We start from the raw sequence: 12,635 nt of genomic DNA, 5'->3' as shown, positions 1-12,635 counted from the left end.
CATCAATCATAACATCATGAAAATCCACACATCATACTTCATCTCCTTAATCTCACTCCTACTCATTTCATGTGGAAGCAAAGAAGGGAATAAAACAGAACCGGAAACATCCAGCACCGTTGATCTCGTCAAAACAGCGAAGGACATGCAGGAAAACAAGGAAACGCTGGTCCATGAAACACCGCTTACCAAAGAGCAGTTTGCAGCTTGGTTGCCCCAAACGGTGTTGGGCATGCCCTTGACCTCTTCCACCATTAACATGATTCCAGGAATGGGTTCCTGTGGTGGCACCTACAGTGTAGACAACAGAAGGGTAAGGGTAATGATTTTGGACGGCGCCGGCGAAAAGGGAAACAATGCGGTGAACACCTACCGGTTTTCCAGCACTAGGGATTATGATGAAAAAGGATCATGGGGCTATACCAAAAGTAACATGATCAACGGCATCAAGGTAAAGGAATCCGGCTTGAAGAGTGGTAAATATAATCTGTCCATATTTTACGGCGATAGATTTGCCATTGATGTGGAGACCTATGAGGTAACCCAGGAAGAATTGGAGCCGCTGCTCGCAGATTTGAATTTGAATAGGTTACTCAATTAAACCAACAACTTTTATGGGCGATTTCCACACATCACAATTAGCAGATACTTCCCGTAGGGATTTTTTTAAACAATTGGTATTGGGTGGTTCAGGACTGTACCTATCCCCTTTATTGTTTCAAAGTTGCGATACCGAAGATTTGGGGAGACCACCTTTTGGGGTTTGGGAAGATATGATCAAAATGCTGGAACAAAGCCCGGACCACCTGGTCGGTCGGCGCAAGGCCCTTGTGGCCTCCAAAGACCCTAAGGCCATGACGGAGTTCGTTAGGGACAGCTTTCAGATACTGCCGTCCAACCGTGATTTTTTAAAATATATGGCCACCGAAACCTTGTACGGGACCCAAATGGCACTGCGGTGTGGTCTGGCAACGCCAAGGGAAAAGGCCGAAATACTCAAAAACATGTTAGTGGAAGCCGGTTTTGAGGCCAAAGTGGTGTGGGAGACCACCACTATTTCGTTGGACCAAGCCAAGGACATTACTTTTAGACAATACATCCCGGAATTCGACCCGCCCATATCCAATAGGAGAATGCGCAAATGGCATAAGGCTTTGGGCATCGAGGAAACCAACGCTAATGTGGAACTCATTCTCAATTTCATGGAACGTTCCGAGACATTGGCCAACAATCTCTTGGCAAGTATAGATGAAAAATACATAAAAGAGAAACCCGTTAAACAAGGGTTTGATGAAAAGCGAGTTCCAACAGTGGTCTATTACGATAATGGCGAAGAAAAATATGCCCACGTCTTTGACCCTGAAGTTCCTTTTGGTCAGTTACATCCCACCAACACCGCTAAGGAGTTCAAGGACGCCAAGGCGCTAAAAGAACCCAAGGAGCAGGACATTTCCATTACCCTTTCGTGCAGGAACGTTATGGATAAATGGAATGAATCGACTTTGGTTACAGGGACCTGGAAATTGTCGGAACTATTGGGCAACCAGCTACAGATACAGTTTCTCAACAACATGGCATTTGGGGACCAGGCCACAAAAACGGTTTCACAAATCAGCAATTTCACACCCTGCTTGGCCTTACAGGACATCAATAAAGATGTAGCCTATTTAGAGGAACGGTCATACTTGGGAGAACCCATTACTTTGGAAGGTGAAAAAGTACTGGAACGATACACTCCTACTGTACAATCTGACGAGGATTTGGCGGCTGCTGTTGGCAAAATTCATTTATTGGAGGGAAAAGTAGATCCGAAGACTTATCCAAAGGTAAGATTGGAATTGGAGCCCAAAGATGCTGATGGAAACATTATCGGAGGGCTTTCCATGGGCAATTTTGAACTTGTGGACAATGGGCAATCCGTAACAGGTTGGATGAAACAAAACTCCATCTCTCCAAGAATACTTTTAATGTACGACACATCCGGCAGTATGCCCAAAGCCTATCGTGGAGACGGTATCAAAGCATTTTTGGCAGAAACCCGTAGTATGATCAGTGAAGTTTACCCATCGGCCCAAGTATTCCTGCAAGAAACAGATTCAACACTCTATACCTCCTTATTGAATGGAAAGCAATATGATGCCGATCTGATTATTTATGCTACGGACGGAGAGAACAGTGATGAGTATGATGCTTCATATCAATCCATATATAATTCCGGCCCACCAGCCATCTTGCTCAATGTATATGACAAAGACACACACTATAAGCGATTAAGGGAAAACATAGACTTTACGGAAATAGCTGCCGATGACCAGCAAACCACCATAACAGAAATTAAAAAATATGTAGATCAGTTAAGTTTTCTCACCTATGTAGTTACCTATAATTCTTTTGATGAGGATAAGGACCACAAGCTTACGCTAAAGATCAAAGACACTGAGCATCAAATTGAACTGCCTTTCAAATTTCCCATGAACAACAATGTTTTGGGAAACCGGATAATCGGACTCTACCTTACCCTTAAAGGAAAAGGTATGAAAACCATAACCAGGGTCTTGGCGGGTTATGAACCACAACTTGACCGTAATGGGAATAAGATCATCCCGAACCGTCAAATGATACAAGAAGTGCATGAAATGCTTTTGGGTGGAGCGGTCATGGCTTTTGAACGGGAAGCACCTACCCTATCAGTACAACTCACCGAATACTTACAAACTTTGATGAGCAATCGGGGGTGGTATGAGGCATATCAGGATAATAACATGGATAGGGCCATAGAAGAACTTGGGAAGGGTACTTTAAGTTACCCCCAGATTCTATTGTCCATGATGCAGCGACTACAAAATCAGGTCACTGAAAATGCCGTTACCTACCCTAAAGGATTTAGAGCGTGTATCATAAAGGCCATACCTGGCTATTACAATAAAAAAACAAGTATGTCCTTTGACTACTTGCCGACTTCTGAATATCTCTCAATAATGCGGAATGGAGAGCAAGGCTTTAGGGAAACCATCAAAAAAACTGCACAACTGGCCATTTTGGAGGGTCATATGTTTGATGACAGCGCGTACTCTCAGTTACATGAAAAGCCCTTAATTCTGAACATGGCCAGTGGCAGCAACAAAGAATTTGTTAAAAATGCATTGGCGGATAACTTCCCATATTACTACCCATTGGTTAATGGACGCTCCACATTAAAGTTTATCGACACTTCGTTACAGACAAAATCGTATTGGAACATAAATCCATGGAGCGGGGAGCTCTATGGTATTTTGCCCGATCAAACCGGTGGTGGATTTAGCACCACCAAAGAACAACTAGAGGAATTGCAAGTTGTGATACGCGAATATTCAAAATTGGTTGCCCAAATGAACCTTGGTATGACGATTACTGGAGTCGGTACCATGCCCATTGGTATAGTTGCAACATATAGCCTTACCCTTGTCAAGTTATATGCCTTTGCCTCACAAGCCTTAATACTGATGGATGCAGGCGGCATAGATGAAAAAATAAATGAAGCCTTGGGAGAATTAGCCTGCAATGTTTACAAAGAGATTCTTTATTCCAGCATGGGCAGAATCGGTACTGCCATAAGTACGCTTGAAAATGTTGATGCAGCTTCTCCTGGGAACAGCACCATTAAAAAACTGATAGCCTGTTTTTCAGTTTCATGTCCCTGATCATTAAAATATTAACCATTAAATACAATAGAAATGAAAAATTATACCCACCTGATAATAGGGAGTGCCCTTTCGCTTTTTATGCTCTTTTCTTGCTCAAAAGATAACGATGCCCCAAAAACAGAACAAATAAAGTTAGGCCTTACTGTTTATGAAGATGATATTGAAAAAGGCAACACGGTAACTTTTAGGATAACAGCCAACGAAGAAGCTGTTACTGATGCAGAAATTTATATAGACGAACAGCCCATTACCGGTCTTGAACATACGTTTTCCGATAAAGGGAGCTACACCGTTGTGGCAAAAAAAAGCGGTTATACTGCAAGTGACCCCGTTACCGTAAATGTTTATCAAACCGACATATATGCTGCCGGGCACGAATACTCCAGCAGTAGGTCTACGTATATTGCCAAATATTGGAAAAACGGCAAGGCTGTGCTATTGAGCGATGGTGCACAAAATGAATATGCCCTCTCTATTTTTGTAACCGATGACAGCGATGTATATATTTGTGGTAGAGCAGTTGATATTGCGAGATATTGGACAAACAACGCTCCTGTAGATTTACCAACATCCACCACAGCGCAAGCCATCAAGGTATATAACAACAGAGTTTACATTGTGGGAAGAGAGTGGAACGGCTCTACGCATTTTGCAAAATTGTGGACTGACGGCAATGTTACCACTCTAAACAATGGGTTAGGTTTCTCTGTCGCTTCTGATGTATTTATAAACGAAAATGACGTGTATGTTTCGGGTAAGCAAGACAATGGTAATTTTTACCAGCCTGTTTATTGGAAAAATGGTATCCTACAAATTTTAGGAAATGGCATTACCTTTGGTTCGGCTGAATCCATATACGTCGTGGAAGATGATGTGTACGTAGCCGGGAACGAATTCAACGGTTCAACTAATGTGGCGAAATATTGGAAAAATGGCGTACCCCATATCCTTACCAATGGTAGTAACAGCGCCATAGCTAACGATATTTTTGTTGACCAAACCGATGTATATGTAGTAGGAAGAGAAACAATATCTCCTAGATCAACAGCTATTGTTTGGAAAAATGACAACAGAGAAGACCTGACCAATGGCAACAACGATGCAATTGCGAATTCGGTTTATGTAATGGATGGTGATGTCTATGTTGGGGGCTTTGAAGTAATCAATGGCCTCAGGGTAGCCACGTATTGGAAAAATGGTGTCCCGGTGAGGTTGAGCGCAAGCGACCCTGCAAATAGCACAGAGGTAACTTCAATCTTTATTAAAAAACAATATTAATCTAATCCCAAACCAAAAAATTGAAACCTTAAAGCCTTAGTAGTCCATCGAGGTAAAACCATGCCCAGAGTAAATAAATGAAGTCCTTCAGTGCGCCAACAGTGACTAAATGTAATTTAATCCCGTAATTTTTAATCCCTATACCGTATATGTGAATACGTCAACTAATAGTTTACTATTATGATAATAAATCAAGAGTCACATTTATATGGAAAAAACAAGGGAAATTGAACATTACTTAAGGTGGAAGTTCAAATTAAGAGTGTAACCTTTCCTAAAAATGTAAGCTCCGCTTTTAATCGAACTGTTCGAAAATATTAGAACAAAAACCCCAAATCTTACCTCCAACTTTTGCGCATGGATCCTGTCGGGTTTTTGTAGTGTTCCGATAGATAAGCGTAAAGCAAAAACCCGATAGGGCACAACCTACTTTTGGATTTCAATACCCCATGTCCTCACCCGCTCCCCTAGCTTTATCGATACCCCTTCCAAGGGCTTTGATGATCTTGGCAGCCATCTGTACTTTGTTGGTCGGTATACTCGGAGCCTTTACCCCCATTGTTTTAAGTAGTTTGAAGGCCATGTCCTTTTCCTTGGTGGGCAGTCCCATCACCTTGGCAAAGAACTTCCCCGGTTCCTTGGCATGGGCCTTTCTCCCTACATAGGATTCCACATAATTCCGCTTGAAGCCAGTTGTCCTGTCAAAGGTCTTTTCGGCTGCTTGGTAAAAACTATCCCTATCAAAGCCTCTCTTGACGGTCTTTCCGTTCAGATCCACCTGTGGGGCTTTGTGGTACGTTTCAAGCTTTATCGCCCAAGACCAAAATAATAGGAGTGGAGCCTGAAGGTGCGCCATCCTTTACATAGGCCTCATAAAGAATGAGTACCATTTCATAGGTAGGTCGGATACTGGTCTTTTCCATGTTCTTGATAATGGCAATGAGCCTGTCGAATTTTTTCATCATCTGTCGCTCCAATTTTTTGATACTGTCAATGATGATCTTTGTTCCCTCTCCAAAAGGGTCAAGGTTGTTCTCCTTGAAGTATTGTATCATTCCATCCAACACTTCGCTATGGGACTTGTTGAACCTTTTGGAATAACTGCAAAAGCGTATGGCCGTTTCCTTCTTTATGGTAATGTTGGAATAACCACCTGTCCCTTTCTTTGTTCTACCGTTTGTAGATTGCTTTTCCATAGGTGCGATTTTGTTTTTTCGTCAATTTGCGTCAATTTTTTCGTCAAAAATTTCCAGTATTTATAGGGCTTCCGAGGGGATTTACTGTAGATTTCGGAAAAGTCTACTGTAGCCACTGATTTTGTACAGTATTCCAAAACCTGTTCAATTGACTGGTTTTCAACTTGTTGAACACCCGAAAACAACCGTGATGGCGCAATTTGCGCATCACCCTCTTGCTATTCCTTCGTCCCGCGAGCGGGACCGAATAAATACAGCATGATTGGAAATCAGCTGCCCTTTAATTTTATATTGATCCGTACGGGCTTTTGGAAAGTCAAATCAAATATGTGCCGTACTAATTTGTGTTTTAGAACACATGATAATATACTGAACTTTATCTATTGTTCGGGAATTCGTTAATCCAATGAAACCCTCTTTTCATAAGATAAAACTCATTCTTATCCTTTATCTTACAATCTATCCTAATGCTATCTTTACCTTTGGTTCCAGTAAAGACCAAAACACTGTCCCTTAACTCGTATTGGAAGTTAAATGTTGAAGGTTCTTTAAATGGTTTTATTTGAATCGTGGTGTTGATGGTATCCACCACACTTTCAGCATAAAGAATATCACCATTCATTTTGGTTATGTTGGAACTGTACCTATCGACTATAAATCTTCGCCATCTATTTTCGTCGGTCAACAACGGTTCAATGGTGTCATTGTTCACAATAAAAGTTTCAACATTATAAATTCCGTATAGACTTGGCATCTCTGCTTTTCTCCCGTACTTCCATTGGTTGCTATAATTATTTGAAACCATTACCGAAGTGATAAAGAGAATGATAAAGCCTTTCACAAAAAAACCGATTTTAACATATCTCCTGTTTTTAAAGTATGGTTCTATTTTATTGGCAGGAACCGGCTTGTTCAAAACGAAAAAATTCAAAAGTCCCGTAATGTCCTTTGATAGTATAATTATGGACAGTAATACCAAATGAAATGAGAAGAGCTTTACAGGTACATCGTAACTCATGTTCAAAACAAAAACATTGAGCATTATTCCAAACGCCAAAATTGCTCCAAGTCTAGTGGTCTTTCTGAAAAAAAGAAGTACGCCTGCCATTACCTCCATTACACCAGTGAAAATGATATAGGGAACAGAATACCCCATAAACTTCCATAGTAACCCCATTGGAGAAATTTCACCAAATGGCCTTAACATATCGGTTAGACCAGGTTCCCAAAATTGATTAGGAAACACTTTGGCTAGGCCATAGGTCAACATTGTGAATGCTAAATAATAACGAATATAAACGGCGGCAAACCTCTTAATTCTTCCAAAGAAATCCCTTGCTTTATCAAGAATAAGCCAAATCGTCGCAACAATGGCCGAAATTGCCCCTTGCACAAGAAGTTTAAAAAAATGGTAGCTCGTATCCCCGCTACCATTGACACGTGTAGCAATATCACCTTGATAGCCTACACCGTCCTTTACCAATAACAAAACCAACCACTGCCAAAACTTATCTACATAAGATGAAATGCTTTCTCCAACTTTGAACGGTAGCCATTCCAAAGGAAACGGAAAGATGTATAAAAAGAAATAGGTAATTAGAAACAGTGTTCCCCAAAAGGTAAAATTATCAAATATCCTCTTCATAGTTGTGTTGTCATTGATGGCTAATATGTGATTAAATTGGAGAAACTATCTTCTCAAATATAGTTATAACTAAACAATTAGTTTAAACATCATTGTTGGAGATTACTATTAGCTTCCTGTAGAATCTTTTTGCTCATTTTTTTCCATATGATCAATAAGGTTCTGCATGTCCTCCCCTATCTTGTGTTCCAATACCCTGGCATAGATTTGTGTAGTGGAAAGTTTGGTATGGCCGAGCATCTTTGAGACAGTTTCTATAGGGACTCCATTGGAGAGTGTTACCGTTGTGGCAAAAGTGTGCCTAGCAGTATGGAATGTTACCTTCTTGTTTATCCCACAAGCTTTGCAGATTTCCTTTAAGTAATAATTGACTTTTTGATTGCTATAAACAGGTAGTAGGACTTTCGTTATTCTCCTTTCGGCTGAATCTTCATATTTCTTGATGATTTCCTTTGCTCGTGGTAGTAGGGGGATTTTGAGTTTTTCGTCTGTTTTTATCCTTTTGGTAAACAACCAGTCGTTACCGTCTATTCCTTTAAGCAGATGGTCTGGGGTCAATGCCTTGACATCGATATAGGATAGTCCAGTATAGCACGAGAATAGAAACACATCCTTACATTTCTCAACCCCCTCTTTTGTGAACGTGGTTTCTTCTATCAACCTCAATTCCCGTTTGGTCAAATATTCCCGTTCGGTTTTCTCAAAACGCAGTTTATAGTTTTCAAAAGGGTCTTTTGTTATCCAATCCAACCGAACGGCCAACCTTGACATTTTTTTAAGCCGTTCCATATGTTTCATGGCCCCGTTATTTGTGCACTTGGTTCGTGTAGATGGTCTGTACTTTCTTAGATACTGCTCAAAGTCCGATATAAAACGGTAGTTCAATTTTTTGAGCTTTATGTCCTCAACTCCATATTCCTCTTTTAAAAATAGGCCCACGCATCGTTCGGTGATGTGGTAATTCTTTCTGGTTCCCGGACGTAAAGAAGTGTGCATGGTTCCATTGTGGTAGGCAATCAATTGTTTCAATGTTTTTCCGCCCTCATCTTCCCCAAAAAATCTTGCTTTGATAGATAGTGGAGTGATTACTTTTTCTTCTGCCATCATCAATCTATGGGCCTCATGTAGTCCTGTATAAATTTGGTCCAGGTACTTGTTCAGGGAAATCACATAACTGGAAAAACCTTTGCCCCTTTTACGGTTATTATCCCATAAATTGGATTTTATCTCCCGATTTATGCTAAAATCGGTGCGCGCTCCATCGATGGTGATCCTACAATAGACAATTAGGTTCTCGGATTGAACCTTGTGCTTTCTAATAAAGAAATTGATTGTTAAACGATTGTTTTTCTGCATGTTGTAACCTTTTAGAGTGTGAATACTGTGAAAGTCAAAACACAAGAAAAATGGTTCTAAAAGTCATTTAAAGTTACAACAAGAACTGTAAGTGTTTGCTCCCGATGGGAACACGCTTGATATGATTTTAGATGGTTTTAAATGAATTCAAACGATATGCCTGAAAACACAAAACACTGAAAATCATAAGATTAACAGTGTTTTGATTTTACTTAAATAAGGTAAGTCGGGATGACTGACCTCTTGACGAGGTGCTAACCCATTAATATCCAGAATATTATGTCGATTTTACCAAAATAGGACATCCCATAGGACATCTTCGTGTGAAATAATGATTTTCACAACGTAAATATCGATATTTAAAATCAAACCACACCATCTTGTTTTATTTAATTTTAAATCAAAATAGACAAAGGAATTTTTGTGAGTTCAAAAGCTCATCACAAACAAGTTAAGCATCTATTCGGCCTATCGACAAGCAGATATAATAAGAACTTTGATTGTCAATTTTAACCTAGCCGTATAAATTACAAGATTTAGATTTTTGCCACCGGTGTTCCAGCCAAGCCATTACTGGTCCACCTTACATGATGGACACGATCGAGTTTAGAGATTTTGATTGCAGTGATACCTGAATCTTGTGATGTTTTCAATACTACCAATGACCATGCCTATACCGAAGTTGTGTAGAAAAATCCAATAAACTTATACAACCCGAATAGGATTAAGGTAACCCCCAATCCTATTCGAACCTTTTAATATATTCTTCTGGACGTTCCTTTTATTTCTTGGTCAAATGATATCCAGCCGATTCAACGGCAGAAGTGATTTCCTCTTCCGTGGCACTTGTGGTCTGTACGATCAACAATTTGTCTTGGGAAGCAAAGTCTACAGACCAATCGGTCACGCCATCCACCTTATCCAAAAATGGTTTTACGGTATTGGCACACCCACTGCACTTAATATTTGATTTGAATTGTAATGTACTCATGTTCATCGATTTTAAATTAGAAAATTACTATAGTTTAATCGTTTTAAGCCTCAAACTGTTCAATACGACCGATACACTGCTAAAGGCCATAGCGGCACCAGCTATCATCGGGTCCAACAAAAATCCATTGATCGGATACAGCAGCCCTGCAGCTATAGGAATTCCAATGATATTGTATATAAAGGCCCAAAAAAGATTTTGTCTTATACCTATAACGGTCTTATGGGAGAGCTTCAGCGCTTTGGGAATCGCATTTAAATCAGAGGTGATCAGGGTCATTTTCGCGACATCCATGGCTATGTCGGACCCTTTGCCCATGGCGATGCTGACATCTGCTTGGGCAAGTGCCTGCGAATCATTGATACCATCGCCCACCATGGCGACCACCTTTCCACTTTCTTGAAGACTTTTTACAAAATCAGCTTTCTCTGATGGGAGCACTTCGGCTTCATAGCTTTTGATACCCACCTGTTGTGATACGGCTTCGGCTGTCATCTTGTTATCACCGGTCATCATGTAAACTTCCATACCATTCCCCTGCATTTCCCGTATGGCTTCCTTTGAGGACTTTTTTATGCTATCCATAATGGCCAAAATCGCCTTTACCTTGCCTCCACCGCCAAAGTATATGACCGTTTTGGCCTCCTGCTCTAACCCTTCGACCATGTGCCCCAGGTTGTCATCCATGGCGATTCCTTTTTCGACCATCAACTTATGATTGCCCACAAGGTATTGGGTTCCATCCAATGCCTCAGCTCGAACACCTTTTCCTGTAATACTATTGAAGTTCAAAATTTCGATCGGATTTACCTTTCTATTTTTTAAAAAGGAGACCACGGCTTCAGCCAAGGGATGTTCGGACTGTCCTTCCATGGCATATAAAATTTGCTCCAGGCCCCTGTGATCGGTCACATGGTCCGCAAAGACCATATCGGTCACCACTGGCTTTCCTTCTGTTATGGTTCCCGTTTTATCCAGGACAATGGCATTTACTTTGTAACCCAACTCCAAACTTTCCGCATCTTTGATGAGGATATTGTGTTCGGCCCCCTTGCCGATTCCCACCATGATGGCCGTGGGGGTTGCCAAACCCAGCGCACAAGGACAAGCTATTACCAATACGGCAACTGCGGTCAACAGTGCATGGGTAAAAGCGTCCTCACCTCCCAGGAACATCCAGGTGATAAATGTCACCACTGAAATCGTCATTACCACGGGAACAAAAATACCGGCAATCCTGTCCACCAATTTTTGTACGGGCGCCTTGCTCCCCTGTGCTTCCTGCACCATCTTGATGATCTGGGACAAAAGGGTCTCCCCTCCCACCCGGTCAGCTACAAACTGAAAGCTTCCTTTTTGGTTTACGGTACCGGCAAAAACTTTTTCACCCTTTGTCTTTTCTACAGGGACGGGTTCGCCCGTGATCATACTTTCATCAACATAGGAACTTCCTTTGGACACTGTTCCATCCACAGGGATTTTCTCTCCCGGTCTGACCAATATCGTTTGACCTACCTTGACCGAAGAAATAGAGATTTCCCTTTCCTCCCCATCTTCTATCACCTTTAAGGTCTTGGGCTGCAACCCCATCAATTTCTTTATGGCGGAGGATGTATTTGATTTCGCCTTTTCTTCCAATAATTTCCCCAATGAAATAAAGGTGATGATCACTGTGGCCGCCTCATAATATACATGGGGTTCCATGCCTTTACTGAGCCAAAATTCAGGAAAAAAGGTATTGAATGCACTGAACAAAAAGGCAATGCCCGTACTGAGTGCGACCAAGGTATCCATATTGGCCTTACCGAATCTGGCCTGTTTGAGGGCATTTATGAAAAAACTTCGGCCAAACCAGAACAGGATAGGAACGGCAAGTACCAACGAAATCCACCTACCCAGGACCCAATCCATAAAAAACATCCCCAGAAGGAAAATGGGAAGTGTCAAAATAGCGGACCAAAGGGTTCGCTTTTTTATGGATACATAATGCTTTTTCGAAAGCTCTTCCTGTACTTCGGTAGGATCCTCGGCATCGACAATTATATCATAACCGATTTGACGTACCGCATTTTGAAGATCGCTTAGGTCCATAGCACTGTCATACTCCACAAGGACCGTACTATTGGCAAAGTTGACACTGGCATTGTAGACCCCTTCCGTATGGCCCAGCATGGATTCCACGCTGGATGCACAGGCAGCACAGGTCATTCCAGTGACCGGGAAAGATTTTTTTGACACCGTCTTCGGTTTCCTTTCGGTGTCCTCAATAATATCGATTGCATCCATTTTCTACTCCGATTTGTATGGTACAAATTTCAGAATAGACCTAAAATGCACTGTTACGTTATTTACTGAAAGAGTTGTAGAATTTTCCGAAAAATCAACCTTTACCTTTCTTCGTCAAGTACTTAACCTTAATTGGTGAGTGGTTTTTAGAATTCGGCAACATCTATGAGATCAGGTTCGCCCACGTCAATCTTTTTTGG

At 41.2% G+C, this 12,635-nt stretch carries 9 protein-coding genes; 3 read left to right on the top strand and 6 right to left on the bottom strand.

Annotation, left to right across the window (positions count from 1 at the left end; genetic code table 11):
- Positions 1 to 16: 16 nt before the first annotated feature.
- The 3 genes from ACQQ5U_RS00410 to ACQQ5U_RS00400 are packed head-to-tail and all read left to right on the top strand — an operon-like array spanning position 17 to position 4,961.
- The gene (locus tag ACQQ5U_RS00410; protein WP_437394922.1) at positions 17 to 601 is read left to right on the top strand and encodes a hypothetical protein; all 585 of its coding nucleotides are present in this window, start codon (positions 17 to 19) and stop codon (positions 599 to 601) included.
- Positions 602 to 614: 13 nt separating this feature from the next.
- Positions 615 to 3,680: a hypothetical protein gene (locus ACQQ5U_RS00405; protein WP_437394921.1), complete on the top strand. Its 3,066-nt coding sequence runs from the start codon at positions 615 to 617 to the stop codon at positions 3,678 to 3,680.
- Between the two features lie 33 nt (positions 3,681 to 3,713).
- Positions 3,714 to 4,961 (top strand): hypothetical protein, encoded by a 1,248-nt coding sequence (locus ACQQ5U_RS00400; RefSeq protein WP_437394920.1) that lies wholly within the window; start codon positions 3,714 to 3,716, stop codon positions 4,959 to 4,961.
- Positions 4,962 to 5,400: 439 nt separating this feature from the next.
- Here ACQQ5U_RS00400 and ACQQ5U_RS00395 read toward each other — a convergent pair whose 3' ends face one another.
- The 6 genes from ACQQ5U_RS00395 to ACQQ5U_RS00370 form a co-directional block, all read right to left on the bottom strand.
- Entirely contained in the window at positions 5,401 to 5,739 is a 339-nt protein-coding gene (locus ACQQ5U_RS00395) for a DUF5712 family protein (protein WP_437394919.1), read from the bottom strand.
- A 22-nt stretch (positions 5,740 to 5,761) separates the two neighbouring features.
- Positions 5,762 to 6,157 (bottom strand): BfmA/BtgA family mobilization protein, encoded by a 396-nt coding sequence (locus tag ACQQ5U_RS00390; protein ID WP_437394918.1) that lies wholly within the window; start codon positions 6,155 to 6,157, stop codon positions 5,762 to 5,764.
- A 376-nt stretch (positions 6,158 to 6,533) separates the two neighbouring features.
- Positions 6,534 to 7,802 carry a DoxX family protein gene (locus tag ACQQ5U_RS00385; protein ID WP_437394917.1) on the bottom strand — a complete coding sequence of 423 codons (1,269 nt, stop codon included), beginning with the start codon at positions 7,800 to 7,802 and terminating at the stop codon, positions 6,534 to 6,536.
- A 108-nt stretch (positions 7,803 to 7,910) separates the two neighbouring features.
- On the bottom strand, positions 7,911 to 9,158 hold the full coding sequence (locus ACQQ5U_RS00380) for a site-specific integrase (protein ID WP_437394916.1): 1,248 nt from the start codon (positions 9,156 to 9,158) through the stop codon (positions 7,911 to 7,913).
- A 781-nt stretch (positions 9,159 to 9,939) separates the two neighbouring features.
- Complete coding sequence (locus ACQQ5U_RS00375) at positions 9,940 to 10,149, bottom strand: heavy-metal-associated domain-containing protein (RefSeq protein ID WP_090297511.1); 210 nt, start codon at positions 10,147 to 10,149, stop codon at positions 9,940 to 9,942.
- Positions 10,150 to 10,176: 27 nt separating this feature from the next.
- The gene (locus tag ACQQ5U_RS00370; RefSeq protein ID WP_090294906.1) at positions 10,177 to 12,435 is read right to left on the bottom strand and encodes a heavy metal translocating P-type ATPase; all 2,259 of its coding nucleotides are present in this window, start codon (positions 12,433 to 12,435) and stop codon (positions 10,177 to 10,179) included.
- Between the last annotated feature and the right edge of the window lie 200 nt (positions 12,436 to 12,635).

Source organism: Flagellimonas lutimaris (assembly GCF_051494225.1).
GTDB lineage: Bacteria > Bacteroidota > Bacteroidia > Flavobacteriales > Flavobacteriaceae > Flagellimonas > Flagellimonas lutimaris_A.
This window is presented reverse-complemented; position numbering and strand designations above follow the sequence as displayed.

Coding starts and splice junctions, on each gene's coding strand:
- ACQQ5U_RS00380 (WP_437394916.1), bottom strand. CDS start 9,158: ATGCAGAAAAACAATCGTTTAACAATCAATTTCTTTATTAGAAAGCAC.
- ACQQ5U_RS00410 (WP_437394922.1), top strand. CDS start 17: ATGAAAATCCACACATCATACTTCATCTCCTTAATCTCACTCCTACTC.
- ACQQ5U_RS00385 (WP_437394917.1), bottom strand. CDS start 7,802: ATGAAGAGGATATTTGATAATTTTACCTTTTGGGGAACACTGTTTCTA.
- ACQQ5U_RS00390 (WP_437394918.1), bottom strand. CDS start 6,157: ATGGAAAAGCAATCTACAAACGGTAGAACAAAGAAAGGGACAGGTGGT.
- ACQQ5U_RS00400 (WP_437394920.1), top strand. CDS start 3,714: ATGAAAAATTATACCCACCTGATAATAGGGAGTGCCCTTTCGCTTTTT.
- ACQQ5U_RS00375 (WP_090297511.1), bottom strand. CDS start 10,149: ATGAGTACATTACAATTCAAATCAAATATTAAGTGCAGTGGGTGTGCC.
- ACQQ5U_RS00370 (WP_090294906.1), bottom strand. CDS start 12,435: ATGGATGCAATCGATATTATTGAGGACACCGAAAGGAAACCGAAGACG.
- ACQQ5U_RS00405 (WP_437394921.1), top strand. CDS start 615: ATGGGCGATTTCCACACATCACAATTAGCAGATACTTCCCGTAGGGAT.